The 20,245-nt window shown below is 69.0% G+C and carries 26 protein-coding genes; 21 read left to right on the forward strand and 5 right to left on the reverse strand.

Translation table 11 applies throughout. The annotated features are described in order from the left end of the window. The first annotated feature begins 2 nt into the window (after nucleotides 1–2). A complete protein-coding gene (locus BZG35_RS04540) occupies nucleotides 3–488 on the forward strand; it encodes a periplasmic heavy metal sensor (RefSeq protein ID WP_216351885.1) in 486 nt (161 codons plus the stop codon). 65 nt (nucleotides 489–553) lie between these two features. Here the strand turns inward: BZG35_RS04540 and BZG35_RS04545 are convergent, their stop codons facing one another. Further along, the gene (locus BZG35_RS04545) at nucleotides 554–1,345 is read right to left on the reverse strand and encodes a hypothetical protein (RefSeq protein ID WP_077354575.1); all 792 of its coding nucleotides are present in this window, start codon (nucleotides 1,343–1,345) and stop codon (nucleotides 554–556) included. Between the two features lie 186 nt (nucleotides 1,346–1,531). On the opposite strand from BZG35_RS04545, the gene BZG35_RS04550 reads away from it, so the two are divergent. The 3 genes from BZG35_RS04550 to BZG35_RS04560 all read left to right on the forward strand — a co-directional run bounded on the left by BZG35_RS04550 (nucleotide 1,532) and on the right by BZG35_RS04560 (nucleotide 5,628). Then, nucleotides 1,532–2,386 carry a DUF6065 family protein gene (locus BZG35_RS04550; RefSeq protein WP_077354576.1) on the forward strand — a complete coding sequence of 285 codons (855 nt, stop codon included), beginning with the start codon at nucleotides 1,532–1,534 and terminating at the stop codon, nucleotides 2,384–2,386. Beyond that, nucleotides 2,383–3,075, forward strand: coding sequence for an aspartate/glutamate racemase family protein (locus BZG35_RS04555; protein ID WP_077354577.1), 693 nt, complete (start codon nucleotides 2,383–2,385; stop codon nucleotides 3,073–3,075). Before BZG35_RS04550 ends, BZG35_RS04555 begins: the two co-directional genes overlap by 4 nt. Before the next feature lie 99 nt (nucleotides 3,076–3,174). Beyond that, on the forward strand, nucleotides 3,175–5,628 hold the full coding sequence (locus BZG35_RS04560) for a PhoX family phosphatase (protein WP_077354578.1): 2,454 nt from the start codon (nucleotides 3,175–3,177) through the stop codon (nucleotides 5,626–5,628). A 280-nt stretch (nucleotides 5,629–5,908) separates the two neighbouring features. Here BZG35_RS04560 and BZG35_RS04565 read toward each other — a convergent pair whose 3' ends face one another. Then, the gene (locus tag BZG35_RS04565) at nucleotides 5,909–6,418 is read right to left on the reverse strand and encodes a DUF1993 family protein (RefSeq protein WP_077354579.1); all 510 of its coding nucleotides are present in this window, start codon (nucleotides 6,416–6,418) and stop codon (nucleotides 5,909–5,911) included. A 137-nt stretch (nucleotides 6,419–6,555) separates the two neighbouring features. On the opposite strand from BZG35_RS04565, the gene BZG35_RS04570 reads away from it, so the two are divergent. Further along, entirely contained in the window at nucleotides 6,556–7,182 is a 627-nt protein-coding gene (locus tag BZG35_RS04570; protein ID WP_077354580.1) for a hypothetical protein, read from the forward strand. Between the two features lie 155 nt (nucleotides 7,183–7,337). Further along, complete coding sequence (locus tag BZG35_RS04575; RefSeq protein ID WP_077354581.1) at nucleotides 7,338–7,769, forward strand: thioesterase family protein; 432 nt, start codon at nucleotides 7,338–7,340, stop codon at nucleotides 7,767–7,769. A 16-nt stretch (nucleotides 7,770–7,785) separates the two neighbouring features. Here the strand turns inward: BZG35_RS04575 and BZG35_RS04580 are convergent, their stop codons facing one another. After that, nucleotides 7,786–7,971, reverse strand: coding sequence for a hypothetical protein (locus tag BZG35_RS04580; protein ID WP_077354582.1), 186 nt, complete (start codon nucleotides 7,969–7,971; stop codon nucleotides 7,786–7,788). A gap of 156 nt (nucleotides 7,972–8,127) precedes the next feature. Here BZG35_RS04580 and BZG35_RS04585 point away from each other — a divergent pair, with 156 nt between their 5' ends. The 10 genes from BZG35_RS04585 to BZG35_RS04625 all read left to right on the forward strand — a co-directional run bounded on the left by BZG35_RS04585 (nucleotide 8,128) and on the right by BZG35_RS04625 (nucleotide 14,319). Then, nucleotides 8,128–8,901, forward strand: a complete 774-nt coding sequence (locus tag BZG35_RS04585; RefSeq protein ID WP_077354583.1) for a YebC/PmpR family DNA-binding transcriptional regulator — start codon at nucleotides 8,128–8,130, stop codon at nucleotides 8,899–8,901. A gap of 132 nt (nucleotides 8,902–9,033) precedes the next feature. Next, nucleotides 9,034–10,392 (forward strand): hypothetical protein, encoded by a 1,359-nt coding sequence (locus BZG35_RS04590; protein ID WP_077354584.1) that lies wholly within the window; start codon nucleotides 9,034–9,036, stop codon nucleotides 10,390–10,392. A 68-nt stretch (nucleotides 10,393–10,460) separates the two neighbouring features. Next, on the forward strand, nucleotides 10,461–10,979 hold the full coding sequence (locus tag BZG35_RS04595) for a hemerythrin domain-containing protein (RefSeq protein ID WP_077354585.1): 519 nt from the start codon (nucleotides 10,461–10,463) through the stop codon (nucleotides 10,977–10,979). Between the two features lie 53 nt (nucleotides 10,980–11,032). After that, nucleotides 11,033–11,284 (forward strand): hypothetical protein, encoded by a 252-nt coding sequence (locus tag BZG35_RS17545; protein WP_150125928.1) that lies wholly within the window; start codon nucleotides 11,033–11,035, stop codon nucleotides 11,282–11,284. Next, a complete protein-coding gene (locus BZG35_RS04600) occupies nucleotides 11,232–11,621 on the forward strand; it encodes a type II toxin-antitoxin system RelE/ParE family toxin (protein ID WP_253189333.1) in 390 nt (129 codons plus the stop codon). The genes BZG35_RS17545 and BZG35_RS04600 overlap by 53 nt, the downstream gene beginning before the upstream one ends. A 9-nt stretch (nucleotides 11,622–11,630) precedes the next feature. Then, nucleotides 11,631–12,170: a crossover junction endodeoxyribonuclease RuvC gene (gene ruvC / locus BZG35_RS04605; protein WP_216351886.1), complete on the forward strand. Its 540-nt coding sequence runs from the start codon at nucleotides 11,631–11,633 to the stop codon at nucleotides 12,168–12,170. Beyond that, nucleotides 12,167–12,784: a Holliday junction branch migration protein RuvA gene (gene ruvA / locus BZG35_RS04610; protein WP_077354587.1), complete on the forward strand. Its 618-nt coding sequence runs from the start codon at nucleotides 12,167–12,169 to the stop codon at nucleotides 12,782–12,784. Before ruvC ends, ruvA begins: the two co-directional genes overlap by 4 nt. Continuing rightward, nucleotides 12,781–13,815, forward strand: a complete 1,035-nt coding sequence (gene ruvB / locus BZG35_RS04615) for a Holliday junction branch migration DNA helicase RuvB (RefSeq protein ID WP_077354588.1) — start codon at nucleotides 12,781–12,783, stop codon at nucleotides 13,813–13,815. The genes ruvA and ruvB overlap by 4 nt, the downstream gene beginning before the upstream one ends. A 101-nt stretch (nucleotides 13,816–13,916) precedes the next feature. Further along, nucleotides 13,917–14,087, forward strand: coding sequence for a BrnT family toxin (locus tag BZG35_RS18420; RefSeq protein ID WP_371454835.1), 171 nt, complete (start codon nucleotides 13,917–13,919; stop codon nucleotides 14,085–14,087). Next, nucleotides 14,080–14,319: a BrnA antitoxin family protein gene (locus BZG35_RS04625; RefSeq protein ID WP_077354589.1), complete on the forward strand. Its 240-nt coding sequence runs from the start codon at nucleotides 14,080–14,082 to the stop codon at nucleotides 14,317–14,319. The genes BZG35_RS18420 and BZG35_RS04625 overlap by 8 nt, the downstream gene beginning before the upstream one ends. Before the next feature lie 31 nt (nucleotides 14,320–14,350). Here the strand turns inward: BZG35_RS04625 and BZG35_RS04630 are convergent, their stop codons facing one another. Together BZG35_RS04630 and BZG35_RS04635 are read right to left on the reverse strand one after the other, a co-directional pair. Further along, the gene (locus tag BZG35_RS04630) at nucleotides 14,351–14,746 is read right to left on the reverse strand and encodes an acyl-CoA thioesterase (RefSeq protein WP_077354590.1); all 396 of its coding nucleotides are present in this window, start codon (nucleotides 14,744–14,746) and stop codon (nucleotides 14,351–14,353) included. A 4-nt stretch (nucleotides 14,747–14,750) separates the two neighbouring features. Further along, nucleotides 14,751–16,853, reverse strand: coding sequence for a S9 family peptidase (locus tag BZG35_RS04635; protein WP_077354591.1), 2,103 nt, complete (start codon nucleotides 16,851–16,853; stop codon nucleotides 14,751–14,753). Between the two features lie 112 nt (nucleotides 16,854–16,965). Between BZG35_RS04635 and BZG35_RS04640 the strand changes: the two genes are divergently transcribed. Genes BZG35_RS04640 through amgK form a run of 5 tightly spaced genes read left to right on the forward strand, consistent with a single transcriptional unit; the run spans nucleotide 16,966 to nucleotide 20,117 of the window. Then, a complete protein-coding gene (locus tag BZG35_RS04640) occupies nucleotides 16,966–17,229 on the forward strand; it encodes a type II toxin-antitoxin system Phd/YefM family antitoxin (RefSeq protein ID WP_077354592.1) in 264 nt (87 codons plus the stop codon). Continuing rightward, nucleotides 17,226–17,612, forward strand: coding sequence for a type II toxin-antitoxin system VapC family toxin (locus BZG35_RS04645; RefSeq protein ID WP_077354593.1), 387 nt, complete (start codon nucleotides 17,226–17,228; stop codon nucleotides 17,610–17,612). The genes BZG35_RS04640 and BZG35_RS04645 overlap by 4 nt, the downstream gene beginning before the upstream one ends. A 48-nt stretch (nucleotides 17,613–17,660) precedes the next feature. Next, the gene (locus BZG35_RS04650) at nucleotides 17,661–18,545 is read left to right on the forward strand and encodes a GNAT family N-acetyltransferase (protein WP_077354594.1); all 885 of its coding nucleotides are present in this window, start codon (nucleotides 17,661–17,663) and stop codon (nucleotides 18,543–18,545) included. Then, nucleotides 18,542–19,024, forward strand: a complete 483-nt coding sequence (tsaE, locus tag BZG35_RS04655) for a tRNA (adenosine(37)-N6)-threonylcarbamoyltransferase complex ATPase subunit type 1 TsaE (protein ID WP_077354595.1) — start codon at nucleotides 18,542–18,544, stop codon at nucleotides 19,022–19,024. Before BZG35_RS04650 ends, tsaE begins: the two co-directional genes overlap by 4 nt. Continuing rightward, a complete protein-coding gene (gene amgK / locus BZG35_RS04660; protein WP_077354596.1) occupies nucleotides 19,017–20,117 on the forward strand; it encodes an N-acetylmuramate/N-acetylglucosamine kinase AmgK in 1,101 nt (366 codons plus the stop codon). The genes tsaE and amgK overlap by 8 nt, the downstream gene beginning before the upstream one ends. Nucleotides 20,118–20,245: the final 128 nt, after the last annotated feature.

A 20,245-nucleotide genomic window follows, 5' to 3' on the forward strand; every position in this document is an offset into this window, starting at 1 on the left:
CCGTGGCCATCGTCCTGGGGGCGGCGCTGGCGGTGTCGATGGGCGCGAACCTGTTCGCCGCCACGGCGGCCTTCACCGCGCTGCGGGGACCGGCCCGGGTCGAACAGACGCGGGAGGAGGCCCCGCGTCGGCCGTCGGCCCGTGAACTGATCCGGGACCTAAGTCCGGCCGCGCGCGCGCCGGTGCGCGAAGCGCTTCGCGCGGCGGCGCAGCGGGCCCGGCCCGAATTCCAGGCGTCGCGCGACGCCCGCCGTCAGGCCATCGCCGCCGCCGAGGCAGACCCCTTCGACCCGGCCCGCGTCGCGACGCTGCTGGACCAGGCCCGGGCCGCCGAGGCGCGGGGCCGCCAGGCTCTGGAAGCGGAGGCCGTGGCCATACTGGGCACGCTGGGGCCTGCCGACCGCGCCGTCCTGGCCCCGATCCTGAACGGACGCGGCTACGCCAAGCCGGATCGATCCGGCCGCCGGGAGGGGCCCCCCGCCGGCTGAAGCCCCGCGTCGCGACGGGACGGGCAGCCGGTCGAGCGGCTGCGTCCGACCCGCGCCGCGGAGCCCTAGGGCGGCGACCCGGTCGCGACCGGCGGCGGGCCCGGCGGCGGGGCGAGGTCCAGGGGGGCCACGGCGGCACCGGGGCTGCCGGCGACGACCGCGTCGTAGAACAGGGTCCCGAGCGGCGCATAGGTGATCGCCTCGACCGTGACGATCATGGCCAGCTGGACGCCCAGGCCCCACATCCAGGCCGGGTGGACGCGGCCCATGCGGCGCTGGTCGGCGAGCATGCCGACGATCGGGAACAGCAGGGTGACGGACAGGGTGGCCTCCCAGGCCCAGGGGGCCAGGAGCGGCATGGGCAGCAGCCGGCCGACGCCGGGCCCCACCAGAATGGCCATGGCCGAATAATGCAGGCGGCGGTGCCAGTCGGTGGACCGGCGCAGCGCGATGGCCGCGATCGTCAGCCCGATGAAGGTCACCAGCGACAGGGGGTCGAAGATCAGAAACTGCAGGGGCCGGAAGAAGAAGGGCACCCTGCCCTCGCGCACCATGGCCACGGTGACCAGCCAGCCCAGCACCAGCATGGGCACGAGCCAGGCGGCGGCCAGCCACCCCAGCGGTCGGTGCCAGCCGACCCGTCCGGTGGCGATCAGGGCGTTCTGCGCCAGGAAGATGACCAGCCATCCCATGAAGACGACGCCATGGACATGCACCAGCATCGGCGCCTGGAAGCTGGACCGACCGGCCGTCAACTGCAGCGAGAAGCCCGCCACGATGACCAGCGCCATGGCGATGGCGGACCATAGGAAGAAGCGTTCGTCAGCGCGCGCGAGCACGCGGTTCGTTGCGTTCATGGTTCACCCCCCGATGAAGACCGAAGCCTATCGCCGCTCTGCGAATGGAAGTCAAAGACCCCGGGTCGGTCAGTTGGTGCCGGGAGGATCGTGCGGTTCGTCACGTCGGGCGGCAAAGACTGAGCGCTGGAGCCGTCGACCGGCCGCATGCCATAAGGCGGCGTGGGCAATGGACGGGATCGTGGCATGCGGAAACGGTTGAAGGGTTCGGCGCCGGAGCGGCCGCGGGGCGTGCCGCAGCGGGCGGCCGAGACCGAACTGGTCTGCTATGTGCGCGACGGCTGGACCCCGCGGGTGGCCCCGGCCTCGCCCCGGCGGGACTGGATGAATGCCACGCCCGACAGTTTCGCCTACCGCTGCCTGCCCCTGGCCATCGCCAACACCCATGGCTGGGAGATGCTGAGCCCCGTCGGCTTCAAGGCGCGCTGGCACGGCGGCGACCATGTCGGGGCGGTCGAGATCGTGCTGGATGAGGGGGCCGATCCGGCCAAGGCCCCGACCTCGCTGTTCGGGAGCGGCACGATCACCTTCCACGTCGACGGCATCCTGCGGACGTCCGAGGGCTGGAACCTGTGGGTCGGCGGACCGCCCAACGCCATGAAGGACGGCATCGCCCCGATGGGCGGGGTGATCGAGACCGACTGGTCGCCCTATACCTTCACCATGAACTGGCGCTTCACCCGGCCGGACGTCTGGATCCGGTTCGAGGAGAACGAACCCTTCTGCTTCTTCTTTCCGACCCCGCGCGGCGTGCTGGAGCGGCTGAAGCCCGAACTGCGGCCGATGGAGGACGAGCCGGAACTGCTCAGGTCGTTCGACGCCTGGCGCGACGCGCGGCTGGCCTTCCAGGCCTGGGTCAAGAAGGCCCAGCCCAAGGCCCCCGCCGACCAGTGGCAGAAGCTGTACTATCGCGGGCTGCATCCGGACGGTAAGCCCGGCCCCGGCGACCACGAGGCCAAGCTGCGGCTGTCGCCCTTTCGCCAGACCGGCTCGCGCCGGGTCTGCCCGGTCCGGCACGACGAGACGGGACGGGGCGAATGAGTCGGGTCCTGGGCGTCCTGGGCGGCATGGGGCCGGCCGCGACGGTGGCTTTCCTGGCACGGGTGCAGGCGCTGACGCCGGCGCAGGGCGACGCAGACCATATCCGGGTCGTGATGGACATGAACCCCCAGGTGCCGGACCGCAATACCCGGCCGGGCGAGGCCGAGGCCGAACTGGGGGCCATGGCGCGTCGCCTGCGGGCGGCGGGGGCGCAGGTGCTGGCGATGCCATGCAATACGGCCCACGCCCAGAAGGCGGGCATAGAGGCCGTCGGCCTGCCCTTCCTGGACATGATCGAGATCACCGTGGCCGCGGCCCGGCCATACCGGCCCGGTCGGGTCGGCATCCTGGCCACGCCGGGCGGGGAGGCCCTCTACAGCGCGGCGCTGACGACGCAGGGGATCACGCCGATGACGGTGCAGGGCGCGGACCGGGAGGCCTTCATGGCGTGCGTCTACGGGGTCAAGCGCGGTGATGTGGGGACCGCCAACCGCGGCGCCATGGCGCGGCTGGCCCGGTCCCTGGCGGACGCCGGGGCCGAGGTCATCATCGCCGGCTGCACGGAAGTGCCGCTGTTGCTGGCCGCCCCTGAGGTTCGGGTGCCGCTGGTGGATTCCGCCGAGGTCCTGGCCCGGGCCTGCGTCGCGGCCTGCCTTCGGATGGATCCTCCGAACGCGGAACGGGATTAGCGGGACCGTCTCGTTAAACCCATAAAACGGTAATCGCGCGGACACGCGACCCTCAACGAGCGTCGATACCCATGACCCCACACACATCTGGGGAAGTTCATGTCCGAAATTCATCTGACCGGCAGCCACGACGATGGCGACGTCGAGCTCAACGTCTCGTCCAACCCCACGTTCGCCTCGATCATCGAACAGCGCCAGTCGCGCCGCGGCATCCTGGGCGGCATGGCCTCGGTGGCGGCCCTGTTCGGCCTGGCGGGCTGCGACGATGACGGCGATGGGCGCAGCGGCAGCGAAGCCACGATCACGGCGGGCACCACGGGCGCGACCAACTCCGGCCGGCTGGTCACCCTGACGGGGACCGCCTCGGGCACCACGTCCGTGCAATGGGTTCAGGAGTCGGGCCCGACCGTGGTCCTGACCAACGCCAATACCAACACCGCGACCTTCATCGCGCCGTCGGTGACGGCGGCGACGAATCTGGTGTTCTCGTTCAACGGCTCGGGCGGCAACGGCGTGCCGAGCTCGGCCACCACCACGGTCGCCGTCAGCCCGGCGACCCTGGGCTTCACCTCGATCGCCAAGAATTTCCTGGATGTCGTGACGGTGCCGGCCGGCTACAGCGTCAACGTCCTGTATCGCCTCGGCGATCCGATCAACACCGCCACGGCGGCCTATGCCAACAACGGCACCGACACCGGCTTCGCCAACCGCGCGGGCGACCACCACGACGGGATGTCCTTCTTCGGTCTGGGCGCGACCTCGGGCCTGCGGGACGACACCTCCAGCGCGCGCGGCCTGCTGGTGCTGAACCATGAGAACATCACCGAAACCTATCTGCACCCCAACGGCCCGACCACGGTCGCCGGCGCGCGCCCGGAGGCCGAGGCGATCAAGGAGATCGAGTGCCACGGCGTCAGCGTCATCGAGGTGCTGCGCGGCACCACGGGCTGGAGCTATGTGCAGAACTCCACCTTCAACCGGCGGATCACGCCCAACACGCCAATGGACATCAGCGGACCGGTGCGCGGCGACGCCGCCATGGTCACCGCCTACTCGCCGACGGGCGTGGCGGGCCGCGGCACGATCAACAACTGCGCCAACGGCTATACGCCCTGGGGCACCTATCTGACCTGCGAAGAAAACTGGGCCGGCTATTTCCGCCGCTCGTCCACCGACAACGCCTCCCGCACCGCCAAGGAGATCGCCTCCCTCAGCCGCTACGGGGTCTCGCAAGGCGCCGGTGGCGCCAACAACTGGGCCTCCGTCACCCCGTCGGTGGCCGGCTCGACCGTGTTCGCCAAGTGGAACGCCTCGGTGCTGGGCGCCAACGCCGCCGCCGACTTCCGCAACGAGCCGAACCAGTATGGCTGGGTCGTCGAGATCGATCCGTTCGACGTCAACTCGGTGCCGCGCAAGCGCACCGCCCTGGGCCGCATGGGCCACGAGGGCGCCTGGCCCGCCAACTTCGTGGCCGGCCGTCGTCCCGTCTTCTACATGGGCGACGACAACCGCGGCGACTATTTCTACAAGTTCGTCTCGGCCACGGCCTGGTCCGCCGCCGATGCGACGGCGACCAACCGCCTGGCGATCGGCGACAAATATCTGGACAACGGCACCCTCTATGTCGCCCGCTTCGACGCCAGCGGCTCGGGCACGTGGCTGCCGCTGGTCTTCGGCCAGGGCTTCGTAACCTCGGCCTATGCCCCCTACAGCTTCTCCAGCCAGGCCGACGTCCTGATCAACGCCCGCCACGCGGCGGACGCGGCCGGCGCGACCAAGATGGACCGGCCGGAGTGGGCCGCGATCAACCCGGCCAATGGCGAGGTCTACCTGACCCTGACGAACACCAACGCCAGCTCGCGCCCGCTGGCCGCGACGGACGCCGCCAACCCGCGTCACTACAACGACCCGCGCGGCGCGGCGAACACGGCCCAGTACGGCAACCCGAACGGCCACATCATCCGCCTGCGTGAGACCGGCAATACGCCGGAGGCCGTGACCTTCACCTGGGACATCTATGCCTTCGGTGCCGACTCGGCTCTGGACGCCACCAACATCAACCTGTCCGGTCTCGATGCGACCAACGACTTCTCTTCGCCGGACGGTCTGTGGTTCGGCCGCCCGCAGAATGCGTCGGGACTGGCCAATCCGCTGTTGTGGATCCAGACCGATGACGGGGCCTTCACCGACAAGACCAACAATCAGATGCTGGTCGCCCAACCCGGGGTCGTCGGCGACGGTGGCCCGCGGACGATCACCAACACCAGCTCGACGGGCGCCACGCGCACCCAGGCGACCATCGTCGGCAAGGCCCCGGCCATGACGCTGCGTCGCTTCCTGGTCGGACCGAAGGACTGCGAGATCACCGGCATCGACTCCACGCCGGATGGCCGCACGATCTTCGTCAACATCCAGCATCCGGGCGACGGCGGCTCGATCGCCACCCCGACCTCGGCCTGGCCCGCCAGCCAGACCAGCGCGACCGCCGTGGCGCGCCCCCGTTCGTCCACCATCGTCATTACCAAGGACGACGGCGGCGTGGTGGGCCTCTAAACCGCGCAGAAGGACCGCGGACGGGGGTTGCCCCGTCCGCGGTCCCCTTTCCTCTGCCGACGACCTGGGCCGGCAGCCCGCCTATCGCCGGCGGACGCCTCGGCTGAACCAGGCCATGAACAGGCGAAACATCCATCCGCCACGCGGCGGGTCGGACCGGGTGATGGCGGACCGCCCCCGGCCCGTGAACTGCTTGACGATCAAGGCCAACTCTTCCGTAAACTGAACGTCGGAGAAAGCGCCGAGGGCGGGATGGTTCCCGTCGGTCCGGTATCGAGCCTCAGCCGGGCGCGCCCATGTAGTCCCGCTTGCCCAGGGGCACGCCCTGGGCCCGGAGCAGGCCGTAGGCCATGGTCAGGTGGAAGTAGAAGTTCGGCACGGCAAAGCCGGTGACATAGGGCTGACCCAGGAACGTCATCTCTCCGCCCGGAAACCGCACCACGACCGGCCGGCCCTCCTGGCCGTCGATGGCTTCGCGCGGCACGGACCCGATGAAGGCCAGAGTGTCGGCGATCCGGTTCTGCAGATCGGCGATGGTCGTTTCGGAGTCGTCATGGACCGGGGCGGTGACGCGGGACAGCCGCGCGACGCACAGCTTGGGGCTGTCGCACGCCGTCTGAACCTGTTTGATCAGTGGATTCATGTCATCGATCAGCCGCACCGACAGCCAGGCGTTGGCATCGACCCCGGTGGCGGCCGCATGGGCCACGGCCTTGTCCAGGATGGCGGACAGGGCGCGCAGGCCCCGGGTGAAGACCGGCACGGTCAGGTCGTAGAGTTCGGTCGTCATGGCAGTCTCCGGCGGCTCCACGCGGAAGCGGAAGGTGTCGCGGCCCTCCGTCTCGGCCGACGACAGCTTGGCGGCAAGTGGGGATTGGTTCTAGGGTTAAAAGGCCGTCGGGGGGACGGTGCGTCTCGCGGTGACCGATGAAGCGATCCCTGATCTTCGTGGGACTGATCCTGGGGCTGGGCGCCTGTCGGCCCGCGGCCGGCGACGCCGCCGTGTCGACGACCAGGGCGCGCGACGCGGTTCCGGTGGATGCGGACTGGCATTTCGCCGCGACCGGCAGCACGGCGGCCCTCGCCTTCGGTGAGGACGGCGGCGACGACGCGGACCGCCTGTTTCGACTGGGGTGCCGGCTGAACACCCAGCGGGTTCGCGCCGACTGGCCGGGTCAGGGGGACGCGGTCCTGACCAGCGGGACGGCGACGGGAACCTTCCGCAAACAGGGCGAGGCCGCCGCCGATTCTCCGGTCTTCACCGCCTTTCGCTCGGGCGGAACCCTGTCGGTCGGGCTGGACGACGCCGACCTGACGCTGACCGCCAAGGAGGAGGGCCGGGCGCAGATCAAGGCCTTCTTCGCCTTCTGCACCCAGCCCTTGCCGCCGCCCGCGGAACCGGAGCCGGCGCCACCCCCCGAGCCGGTGGACGCCGTCGCGCCGCCGTCCGACGATGACGACGCGCCGGAGGACGTCACCGTCCCCGGACCGGTCGCGCCCGACGACGAGAGCGTCTCGGCCGATGCCGTCGCCCGGCCGCCGGTCGAGGAATAGGGCGCGGCGCCGACCCCGGGGTCGCATGTCGCGATCGCGCCGGCCGGCCGCCCGCAACCCGGCGGATGCAGTTTCATGGCGCTATGCGCTTGACGCGGCGGGCGCCAAACGAAAGGCTTGGGTTCTCCCCCCGAGACGCCGCTCCGGAGTTTGACATGCCCGCCAGAGACGAAGGCCCCCTGGCCCAACGCGCCACCTACCGGGCGTTCCACACCGTCTCGACCCGCTGGGCCGACAACGACCAGTACGGCCATATCAACAACGCCAAATTCTACGAGTTCGTCGATTCGGCCGTCAACGCCCACCTGCTGGTGGCCGGCGCCCTCGGCGAATCGATCGGTCTGGTGGTCGACAGCGGCTGCCGCTACACCTCGGCCCTCGCCTTCCCCGACGTGATTGAGGTGGGCATCAAGGTCGACCGCGTCGGCACCTCCAGCGTCACCTACGGTTTCGCCGTCTTCCGTCGCGGCACGGCCACGCCCGCGGCCATCGGCCATTTCGTGCACGTCTACGTCGACGCCGCGACGCGCCGGCCCAAGCCCCTGGACGGGACGCTGAAGGCCGTGGTCGAGAACCTGCTGGCCTGACGCTCCGTCAGGCCGTTCAGTCGTCCATATAGCCCAGCAGGGCCAGGGCGCCGACGGCGGTCAGGACACCCAGGCTGAAGGCCGCGATGATCGACCCCGTGGCGACGGCCGTCGAGACCGTCACCGGGCGCTTGGCATACCATTCGACGATGTCGGCCTCGTCCTCGGTCTGGTCGTCGTAATAGACGTCTTCGGCTTGCATGGCGCGGCTCCGGCGAGGGTTCGGTGCATCAACCCCCCGTCCACCTTAGCGGTTCCCGGGCTGTCGTGACACACTCGCGACCATGGGCTAGAGGCGTGGCCCCAACCTGATCCGAACGCGCGGCCGCAGCGCCAGCGCCCCTTCCAAGAGTCACCCATGGCCGGCCATTCCAAGTTCAAGAACATCATGCACCGCAAGGGGCGCGCCGACGCCGTGCGCTCCAAATTGTTCTCGAAACTGTCGCGCGACATCACCGTGGCGGCCAAGTCCGGCATGCCCGACGTGGCCCTGAACCCCCGGCTGCGTCTGGCCGTCAACAACGCCAAGGCCGAGAGCCTGCCAAAGGACGTCATCCAGCGGGCGATCAACAAGGCCTCGGGCGGCGACGTCGATACGATGGAGGAGGTCCGCTACGAGGGTCGGGGCCCGGGCGGCGTGGGCATCATCGTCGAGGCCCTGACCGACAACCGCAACCGCGCCAACTCCAACATCCGCGTGGCCTTCACCAAGAACGGCGGGGCGCTGGGCGAGATGAACTCGGTCGCCTTCATGTGGGACCGGGTCGGCAAGATCGTCTATCCGGCCGAGGCGGGCACCGAGGACGCCATCATGGAGGCCGCCATCGAGGCGGGGGCCCAGGATGTCGAGAGCGACCTGGAAAAGCCCGACATCTACGAGGACGCGCCGGGCCACACGATCTGGACCGCTTTCGAGGACCTGAACGAAGTGGCCGAGGCGATGTCCAAGGTGCTGGGGGATCCCAAGTCCACCGCCATCGTCTGGCGGCCGCAAACGGAGGTGCCCGTCACCGGCGATCACGTCGGAACGCTGATGAAGCTGCTGGACGCGCTGGATGCCGAGGACGACGTCTCGATGGTCTATTCCAACGAGGACATCTCCGACGAGGACATGGCCAAGTTCGCGGGCTAGGTAATCGAACGTACACGAACGACGGTATCGACAGGTCTGTTGCCCCGGTTTAACCTTTTGGACGGGAAGGATGACGGTTCGATTCGAAGCCGCAATATCGGGCTGCATCCCCCCGAAAAGGGGAGTGCGACCATGATGTTGTCCAGGATCGACCGGGTTCTTTCGAGAAACGGCAAGGGTGATCGCGCGCCGACGCCGACGTCGGCCCTGGCGCCCGCCCGTGCGGCCCATCCCGGCGATGCGGCCGGCGTAATCGGCGAGCGGTTCGAGACCATCCAGGACAGTCTGGACCAGATGGCGGAGATGGCGCGTCGCTTCGGCACGTTCGAGACCCTTCTGGGCCAGCTGCGGGACCCGCTGGAAGCGGAATTCCAATCGCGGCGCGACAACCATGTCGAACTGATCAACCTGCGCGCCGCGACCGTCGAGATCAGCGGCCGTCTCGAATCGACCGACGCGGAGGCGCGCAGACTGGCCGACGCCCTGGCCGAGGCCGAGGGCCGTGCCGACGAACTGGCAGCCCGCAACGGCGAACAGACGACCGCCTTGCAGGAGGCTCGTATCGAAACGGACCGGCTGCGCAGCGAACTGTCCCAGGTGACCGCCCGGGCCCAGGCCCTGGAAAACACCCAGCGCGCCAACGATCAGCGGATCAAGGAGCTGGAGCAGGACCAGGACGCGCTGCGCAACCAGCTGAAACAGGCCGAGAGCCTGCGGACCGAGTCGGAAACGGCCCGGGCCCAGATCCAGCGCGATCACGCCCTGATCCTGGAGGAGAACACGATCCTGCGTCGGCGCATGGACGAGTTGGGCAGCGAGATCGCGGCCCTGGCCCGGTCATCGGCCGCGAACGAGGGCCTGCTGGCCACGGAGCGGGCGCGCGCGACCTCCGAGCAGAGCGAGACCGCCCGCGCCATGCGGGCGCTCGAGAACCAGGTCGAGACCGCCCGAGCCGAGATCGGCTCCCTGTCGGCCCGGCTGGACACGGCGACGGCCCGGGCCAACGGTCTGGAGGTGCTGAACACCGAACAGGCCAGCCGTCTGAGCGACCTGCAGTCCGGCCAGCACGACGCCGAACGCAAGGCCGAAGGCCTGCAGATCGCCCTGGATCGCGCCGTGGAGCGGGTCCGCAGCCTGGAAGGCGAGGTCGAGGACTCGCGCCAGCGTCTGGCCGGGATGGAAATCGCACGCCTCGCCGCCGTCGATCGCGCCGAGACCCTGACCAAGGCCGCCGCCACCCACGACAAGGCCATCGCCCGGGCTGAGGACCGGATGCTGAAGCTGCAGGCCAAGCTGGCCGCGGCCCAGGACGATCACCACGCCAAGACCCAGGCGATGATCCAGCAGGCTACGGCGCTGCGGGCCGAACTGGAGGCCTCGCGCGCCGAGGCGGCCATGACCGGCGCGGCGCTGGAGGCGGCGCGCCGCGACCGGGGCGGACGTTCGGTCGCCGTCGAAAGCCACGGCGCGGTGCAGGCCCTAGTGGGCTGAGGTCGTCCGGGCGGAACCGTCGGTCACGGTCCGGGTTCACACCGGGCTTCTGACCCAAGGACCGCCCCATGGACATCACCCAGCTGATCCTGGACGACCACGCCGAGCAGCGTCGTCTGTTCGCCATCATCGAACAGATCGACCCGACCGACACCGAGGCCCTGACAGCCGTCTGGTCGCGCCTGTCGGCCTTCCTCGACGTCCATGCCGAAGCCGAGGAGCGCTTCTTCTATCCCGAGCTGCTGAAGCTGGGCGAGGGGGCCAACGACGCCGAGGACGGCACGGTCGAGGGTGAGACCGAGGACGCGATCGAGGATCACAACAAGCTGCGCGACGCGGTCGCCGCCGTTGCCCAGTACCCGGTCGGCACCGGGGCCTGGATCGAGGCGGTCGGCAAGGCCAATGTCGTCAACTCCAAACACATGGGCGAGGAGGAGCGTCAGGGCCTGACCGACTTCCGCCGCCACGCCCCGGTGGCGACGCGGCACGCCCTGGCCGTTCAGTTCGCCGCCTTCGAGGCCGACCACATCACGGGTGTGAAGGCCGTGAACAAGGATCCCGACGCCTATATCGAGCAGCACGGATAGAGGCGGCGGCGCCTCGGATTGGCCCGACCTCGCGGTGGTGTTAGACTGAAAGCATGACCGTCCACGTCACGATCCCGCTCGAGGACAAGGCCAAGGCAGAGCTGGACGCCTGGGCTGAGCCCAGAGGCGTCCCTGTGGCCGACGTGCTGACCGATGCCGTGGAAACTTATCTGGCGGATACCCGGCATATCGCGGACGCAAGGTTGCGGGGGCAGGCCGCCTTGGCCGCCGGCGATGTTCACGACCACGTTGATGTGGTGGCCGAGTTTGAGGAGCGGCGGGCGGCCTGGCGGCGGCGCGGTTGAGGCTTCGCTGGACAGGTCCCGCGCTGCAGGATCTGCGCGAGACTTTATCGCTCGCGATAAGCTCGGGGCTGCGGATGCCCTGGTCGGACGCATCTTCGAAGCGGCGGAAGATCTGGTGAACTTCCCGCTGCGCGGCCTGGAACACAGTGGGACACGAGTGCGTCTTCTGCCCATCAAAGGTACGTCGATGATGCTGATCTACGAGATCGTCGACGATGCGACCCTAATCTATGAGGTCCGGCACATGGCCAGGCGACCCTTTGGTGGGGCAACCGACTACAGCGCGTTGTTGCGATCGGGCGGCCTTCATTGCTCGTCAACCTTGTTTGCGGCATGACTGGAACGAATGACGAACACCATGATTCAGAACGGGCCGACGCGCATCCTGGGGCTGGACCCCGGCCTGCGCCGCACCGGCTGGGGTGTGGTGGTGGCCGAAGGCGCACGGCTGCGCTGGGTGGCGCACGGGGTGGTGGCTCCGCCCGAGGCCCTGCCCCTGTCGGAACGGCTGCTCTGGCTGCTGGAGAAGGTGGGCGAGGTCTGTGCCGCCCATGACTGCGACGAGGCGGCCATCGAGGAGGTGTTCGTCAACGTCAATCCGTCCTCGACCCTGAAGCTGGGCCATGCCCGGGCCGCGGTCATGCTGGCCCCGGCGCGGGCCGGGCTGTCGGTCGCGGAATACTCGCCGAACCTGATCAAGAAGGCGGTGGTCGGGGCGGGACATGCGGACAAGACCCAGATCGCCTTCATGGTAAAACGGCTACTGCCCTCGGCGGGGGACGTGAAGGCGGATGCGGCGGATGCCCTGGCCGTGGCCATCACCCATGCGCAGTTGCGGAAGCGGACGCTGCTGGAAGCGATGAATCCGGTGCGGGGGGCGGCATGATCGGGCGGCTGCGGGGCGTGCTGGCCGAGATCGAGGAGGGCCACTGCCTGATCGACTGCGCCGGCGTGGGCTATGTCGTGGCGTGCGGCGCGCGGACGCTGGGTCGGCTTCCAGCGCCGGGCGACGAGGCCACCCTGCATGTCCATTCTCAGTGGAGCGAGGACGCGGGCCCGCGGCTGTACGGCTTTCTGGGGCGCGACGAGCGTCGGGCCTTCACAGCGCTGCTCGGCATCCAGGGCGTGGGCCCCAAGGCGGCGCTGTCGGTGCTGGACGTGCTGCCGCCGGGCGAGCTGGCCGGCGCCGTGGCGCGCGACGACAAGGCGGCGATCGGACGGGCCAACGGGGTGGGGCCGAAACTGGCCCTGCGGATCGTCACCGAGCTGAAGGGCAAGCCCCTGGGCGACGTGTCGTTTACCCCCTCGGCGGCGGGGGTCCATGCCGAGGTCGCGCCGCCGGTGCCGAGCGTCACGGGCGAGGCGGTGTCGGCCCTGCTGGGTCTGGGCGTGGCCGAGGTCAATGCGCGCCGGGCCGTGGACCAGGCGTTGATCCGCCTGGGCGACGACGGCGAGCTGTCGGCGGTCATTCGCGCGGCGCTGCAGGAGCTGGGGCGGTGACCGACGACCGCATCATCTCGCCCCAGCCCGCGCCCGGCGAACAGTACGATCGCGCCCTGCGGCCCCAGACCCTGTCGGAGTTCGTCGGCCAGGAGGCGGCCAAGGGCAATCTGAAGGTCTTCATCGACGCGGCGCGCGGGCGCGGCGAGGCGCTGGACCACGTCCTGCTGTTCGGCCCGCCGGGGCTGGGCAAGACCACCCTGGCCCAGATCGTGGCGCGCGAGCTGGGCGTGGGCTTTCGGGCCACCTCGGGGCCGATCCTGGCCAAGGCGGGGGACCTGGCCGCGATCCTGACCAATCTGGAACCGCGCGACGTCCTGTTCATCGACGAGATCCACCGCCTGGCCCCGACGGTGGAGGAGATCCTGTATCCCGCCATGGAGGACCATGTGCTGGACCTGATCATCGGCGAAGGGCCCTCGGCGCGGTCGGTGCGGATCGACCTGGCCCCCTTCACCCTGGTCGGGGCCACGACCCGGGCAGGCCTGCTGGCCACGCCGTTGCGCGACCGGTTCGGCATCCCCCTGCGGCTGGAGTTCTACACCCCGGCCGAACTGGTGCGGGTGATCACCGGGGCGGCGCGCAAGATGGGGGCCCCGATCAACGACGAGGGGGCGGGCGAGATCGCCTCCCGGTCGCGGGGCACGCCGCGCGTGGCGGGCCGGCTGCTGCGGCGGGTACGGGACTTCGCTGAGGCCGAGGGGTCTCCCGTGATCAACCGGATCGTGGCGGCGCGGGCCCTGAGCCGGCTGGAGATCGACGAGGCCGGTCTGGACGCCAACGACCGGCGCTTCCTGAAGGCCCTGATCGAGAACTACGGCGGCGGGCCGGTCGGCATGGACACCCTGGCGGCGGCGATCGCCGAGGCGCGCGATGCGGTCGAGGACGTGATCGAACCCTATCTGCTGCAGCAGGGCTTCATCATGCGCACCCCGCGTGGCCGCATGGCCTGCGCCAAGGCCTATGCGCACCTGGGGCTCAGCGAGCCGCCCAAGCCGGCGGGGGCGGGACAGGCAGGCCTGTTCGAGTGAGCGTCGCCTTCGACCCCGAGAAGGACGCAGCAAACCGCGCCAAGCACGGCGTGTCGCTGAGTCTGGCCGAGGTCGGAGACTAGACCCAAGCCTATATCGCCATCGATGATCGAAGGGATTATAATGAGGTCCGTTGGTACGGCTATCTCCCGATCGCCGGTCGATTGCATGTCGTGGTCTATACTGAGCGGGACGAGGCCACACGGATAATCAGTTTGCGCCGGGCCAATCCGCGCGAGGTCAGAAAATATGAGCAACTCCGGAGTGTCTGACATCGTCGAGGACATCGACAATCCGGAATTGACCGATGCGGACATTGCCCGGATGCGCCCGGCGCGCGAAGTGATGTCGCCGGCAGCCTATGCCCGCATTATCGCTGCAAGCGAGGTGAGCCTGAGCCTGTCGCCCACCACAATTGCCGCCTTCGCCGAAGACGGTGGCGACTGGAAAGAGCGGATGGTGGCGGCACTGGACGAGGCGGCGCGCAAGAAGCGGGCGGCCTGAGCGCGGTTCGAGGCGCGCCCTCGGCGAACGTTCAGTCCTGTCCGGGCAGAGGCCTCGGCTTCCGGTCGGCGTCGATGGCGACATAGGTGAAGACGCCCTCGGTCACGCGCGAGATGCCCTGGGTCGAGCGCGGCCGTTTCCACGCCTCGACCCGCACCCGGATCGAGGTGCGGCCGGTCTTCAGGACCGTGGCGTAGAGCGAGACCTCGTCACCGACCGAGACGGGCAGGTGGAACACCATGGCGTCGACCGCGATGGTGGCGCAGCGCCCCTGGGCCAGGTCGAAGGCGGGGGTGGAGCCGGCCAGGTCCATCTGGGCCAGCAGCCAGCCGCCGAAGATATCGCCCTCGGGGTTGGTGTCGGCGGGCATGGCGATGACCCGCCCGACGAGCTGACCGTCGGGCGTTTCCGGGGAGGGAAGGGCCATGCGGTCAGTCCTGGGGTTTCAGGTGGTCGTCCAGCCAGTGGAAGACCTCGTTGTGCCATTGCAGGCTGTTCTGCGGCTTGAGCACCCAGTGGTTCTCGTCCGGAAAGACGATCAGCTTGCTCTCGATGCCGCGCCGCTGCAGGGCGGTGAAGGTTGACAGGCCCTGGGCGGTCGGGATGCGGTAGTCCAGGTCGCCCTGGATCACCAGCATCGGCGTCTTCCAGTTCTCGACATGGTGGACCGGGTTGAAGCGCTCATAGCCCTCGGGGTTGTCATAGACGGTGCCGCCGTATTCCCACTCGGTGAACCACAGCTCCTCGGTCGAATAGCCCATGCCGCGGACGTCGAAGACGCCGTCGTGGTTAACCAGGCATTTGAACTCGTCGGACCACTTCCCGGCGATCCAGTTGACCATATAGCCGCCGTAGGAGGCCCCGAGCGCGCAGGCGTTGTCGCCGTCCAGGAAGCTGTATTTCGATTGGGCGGCGGCCCAGCCCTTCTGCAGGTCCTCCAGCGGGCGGTCGCCCCAGTGCTGCGAGATCGCGTCGGTGAAGCCCTGGCCGTAGCCGGTGGAGCCGTGGAAATCGATCATCACCACCGCATAGCCCGCCCCGGCGTAGCTGGACGGGTTCCAGCGGTAGGACCAGCTGTTGCCGAACGACCCCTGGGGCCCGCCGTGGATCAGGAAGGCCACCGGATATTTGCGGCCCTCGACATAGCCGGCGGGCTTGATGACGTAGCCGTGGACGGTCTCGTCGTTCCAGCCTTCGAAGGTGAACTGCTCGGCCTCGCCGAACAGGCGGCTGTCGAGCTCGGGGTTCACATCGGTGATCTGGATCGGCATCTCGCGGCCGCGGAAGGTCTTGACGTAGAGCTCGGACGGCGAGGTCAGGCTGTCCATGGCAATGACGAAGCCGGACGGCGTCTGTTCGACGGCCGAGACATGGCCCTCGCCCGTGATCGGCACGACCGCGCCATTGGCCGCGTCGACTGCGAACAGCCTGGTCTGGCCGGTGTCACCGGCGACCACATACAGGGTGCGGCCGTCGGCGGACCACTGCAGGCTGTCGGCCGAGCGATCCCAGTTGGCGGCGATCTGGCGTTTTGCCCCGGTCGCCACATCCATCAGGGTGATCTGCCAGCGGTCGGCCTCGAACCCCGGCCGGGCCATGGCGCGATAGGCCATCGTGCGGCCGTCCGGCGAGAACACCGGGCCGGTGTCCCAGGCGTCGTTGTCGTCGGTCAGGTTGGTGAAGCCCGGGCCGGTCAGGCCGTTCGTCTTGAACAGGTCGAAATTGGTGCTCCAGGGCTCGGTCTGACCGGCCACGCGGGCGGAGAAGACGAGGGCGTCGCCCGCCGGCGTGAAGGTGAACTCGGTCTCGTCGCCGAAGGGCTTGGAGGGGGTGTCGCCGTCGAAGCCCTGGGTGACCCAGGCCGGCTCGCCCGAGCCGTCGGCGTTGACGACGAATAGGTGGTTCTGGGTCCCGTCGGCCCAGGTGTCCCAGTGGCGCACGAACATGCGGTCATAGACCTGGCCGGTCGATTTGCGCGCCGCGGCCTCGGTGCCGCGGGCGACCGAACAGGCCAGGTCATCGCACTCAGGATAGACAGCGAGGCTCACCGCGATCTTCGACGCGTCCGGGCTGAGGCGATAGGCGTTGACGTCGAGCGGCAGGTCGGTGACCTGGGTCGCGCGGGTGCCGGTCGCATCGGTTTTCCAGACCTGGCTGGTGCCCGACCGGCCCGACAGGAAATACAGGGCACCGTCCGAGCCCCAGCGGGCGGTGTTGGCACCCTGGTCCGAGATGGCCAGGCGGCGCGGCGCGGCGTCGGTGCCGAGGTCCTTGATGAACAGGCTGGAGACGCCGCGGTTGGCTTCCATGTCCGTGGCGCGCACGGCGTAGACGACCTTCGTCCCGTCCGACGAGACGCGCGGGTCGGACAGGCGGTTGGCGGCCAGCATGTCGGTGTAGGTGAAGGCCCGCTCTGCCGCCTGGGGCGCGCTGGCAGGGGCGGGCGCGGCGACGTCGGACGTCTCGGCCGCGGCGGGCAGGCCGGTCATCAGGGCGAGGACCGCGGTGGCGGCGAGCAGGGACGGGGTACGCATCGGGCGGCTCCTGGGGGACTTCAGCGTGCCGGGGTAGCACCGCGCGGAGCGGGGCGAAAGTTGCCGAATGGCGTCGGGTTAGCTAAGGAAGTGGGACCAAGGAGACCGGACGATGACGACCGTCACCGTGCACCATGCCAAGACGCACCTGTCCAAACTGATCGCCGCCGCCGAGCGGGGCGAGGAGGTGGTCATCGCGCGAGGCAACAAGCCCGCTGTCCGTCTCGTGCCGGTGGATAGCCCGGTCGCGGTCCCAAAGCCTGTCCGGAAGCCGGGCCGGCTGAAGGGGATCATCGCCTTCGACGAAACCTTCTTTGATCCGCTTCCGGAGAAGGACCTGCTGTTGTGGGAGGGGAACGACGGGCGCGACGATTGAGATACCTGCTGGACACCCATGCCCTGCTCTGGTGGCTGACAGACGACCGACGCCTCAGTGCCGAGGTGATCGCCGTGCTCGGTTCGCCCGGCCACACGATCTTTGTCAGCGCAGTCTCCGCGTACGAAGTCGCGTTTAAACACGGGATGGGGAAGCTGCCGAGTGCGGAGCGGCTTGCCAGGGCGTTCGAGGTCGAGATCGCGGCCGAGGGGTTCGAAGGGCTGCCGATTTCGCTGCGCGAGGCGCAGATGGCCGGCCGCATGGACCATCCGCACCGCGACCCTTTCGACCGCTTGCTGATTGCGCAGTCGCTTCTGAACGACATGACCATCATCTCAAATGAGAAGCTGTTCGACAGTTTCGGCGCGACCCGTCTCTGGTAGTGCCGATCCGCTTGCCTGCCCTGCCCGCAAAGGCGACAAGGGCCGGGCATGGCCGCTTCGCTTTCCGCATCCGCCGACCTCGCGCCCGCCACGACCGGGCGGCGGCATGACCATATCATCGATGCGCTGATCGCCGAGCGGGCCCCGGGGCTGACCGGGTTTTGGCTCTGGCCGGTCATGAGGCCGGGGCTCTATGCGCTGCTGGGCTACGGCAAGGCGCGTCGGATGGCCGATACGATCGAGCCGATGCCGGGGCGGGCCGCGCTCGAGCATGTTTCGGACCTGCTGGACCTCAAGGTCTCGACACTGAACCTGGAGCGGGTCCCGGCCACGGGCCGGTGCGTGGTGGTCTGCAACCATCCGACCGGTATCGCCGACGGGATCGCCGTCTATGACGCCATCCGGAAGCGCCGGGCGGACGCCATCTATTTCGCCAATGCCGACGCCCTCCGCGTCTCGCCCCGTCTGGCCGAGGTGGTCATTCCCGTGGAATGGGTCGTCGACAAGCGCACGCGCGACAAGACCCGCGCCACCCTGGACGCCGCCCGCGCCGCCTTTGAGGCCGAACGCTGCGTCGTGCTGTTCCCCGCCGGCCGGCTGGCGCGGGTCGGCAAGGACGGGCAGCTGACCGATCCGGAATGGGCCCCGACGGCAGTGTCGCTGGCGCGGAAATACAAGGCTCCGATCATACCGATCCATGTCACCGGGCCCAGATCGACGCTGTTCCACCTGTTCAACCGGGTCTCGGCGGAGCTGCGGGACATCACCCTGTTCCACGAGCTGCTGAACAAGCGGAAGATGCCGTTCCGCCTCAGCGTCGGCAAGTCCATCCCGCCGTCGCGGCTGGACATCGACGCCGCGCGGGCGACCTATGCGCTGAAGGCCTTCACCGAACGGGTCCTGCCCAGCCAGCCCGACGCGGATTTCGCATGAGGGGGACGGTCGCGGTGGCCCTGGCCGACGAGGCGGCGACGACCGCCCTGGGCGCGGCCCTGGCCGGATCGCTGGGCGTCGGCGAGGCGATCCTGCTGTACGGCCCGCTGGGGATGGGCAAGTCGACGCTGGCGCGCGGTCTGATCCGGGCCCTGACGGGGCCGGACGAGGACGTTCCGTCGCCGACCTTCACCCTGGTGCAATTCTATGAGACCGCTCCGCCGGTGGCCCATTTCGACCTCTATCGCCTGAGCCGGCCGGAGGAGGCGTTCGAGATCGGGCTGGACGAGGCGCTGGACACAGGCGTCGCCCTGATCGAATGGCCGGAACGGCTGGGCGAGGATCTGGAGCGGACGCTGGGGCCGGACCGGCTGTCGATCGTGCTGTCGGAGGACGGCGACGGGCGGATTGCCACGCTCGCCGGTTCCGGGACATGGGCGGTGAAGATCGATGCGGGGATCGAAGGACTGAATGGCTGACGTCGGACAACAGCGCGAGGCGCAGAGGGTGGCGTTCCTCGCACAGGCGGGGCTGGGCGACGCCGTGCGCGCGCCCCTGCCGGGCGATGCGTCCACGCGGCGGTATGAGCGGCTGACCCCGCCGTCGGGGGCCTCGCTGATGCTGATGGACCAGGTCGCGGCGGCCGAGAGCCCGCCGGCCGATCCGTCGTGGTCGCCCGAGCGGCGCAAGGCCGAGGGCTGGAACGCCATCGCGCGGCTGTCGGCCGGGCGGATCGAGGCCTTCGCGGCCGTGGCGGCGCATCTGCGCTCGGTTGGGCTGTCAGCGCCGGAGGTTTTCGACACAGACGCAGAGCAGGGCTTCGCGGTCCTTGAAGATTTCGGCGATGACCTGTTCACGCGGGTGATCGAGCGCGGAGAGCCAGAAGAGCGGATGTATGTCGCGGCCGTCGAGTCGCTGGTTCGCCTGCATGAGGCTCCGACGCCGGAAGTTCTGCATGGGCCGGCCGGGGATTGGCCGCTGCAAGTCTATGACGAGACGGCGTTGCAGGGTGGAGCGGACCTGTTTGTCGAGTGGATGCCGAAGCTAAAGCCCGAACTTACCTTCGATGCCGATATCGTCAGCGAGTGGCATGCGGCCTGGGCTCCGATCGTTGCAGAAGGGGCCAGTGGCGCGACGGTCATGGCACACCGGGATTATCATGCCGAGAACCTGATCTGGCTGCCTTATCGGAGCGGGTTCGCCCGAGCAGGTATGATCGATTTTCAGGATGCGGTTCGAGCCCATCCATCGTGGGATCTGCACTCTCTATTGCAAGATGCTCGTCGAGACCTTGGACGTGATATCGAGCCTTGGGTGCTAGATGGATATTTCCGGCAGAGGCCCTCTGTTGATCGCGAGCAGTTTCTGCGGGCCTATGCCGGGCTGGCGGCGCTGAACGAGGCGCGGATCCTGGGCATCTTCGCGCGGCTGATCGTGCGCGACGGCAAGCCGCGCTACGCGGGCTTCATGCCGCGCATGTGGCGACACCTAAACGCCAATCTGACCAAGCCCGGGCTCGAGGGCGTGGCCCGCTGGTTCGACCGGCATGTTCCCGTGGAGATGAGGCGATGACGGCGACGCAGCAGCCCTTCCCCCATCCTTCATGGGGGAAAGCCGTCCGTCTTCGAGTGAAGCGAGAACAGGACGGATGGGGGAATTTCTGCCTTGTCAAAGCAAGACAAGGCTTCCCCCATCTGCCC

Source organism: Brevundimonas sp. LM2 (genome assembly GCF_002002865.1).
GTDB lineage: Bacteria > Pseudomonadota > Alphaproteobacteria > Caulobacterales > Caulobacteraceae > Brevundimonas.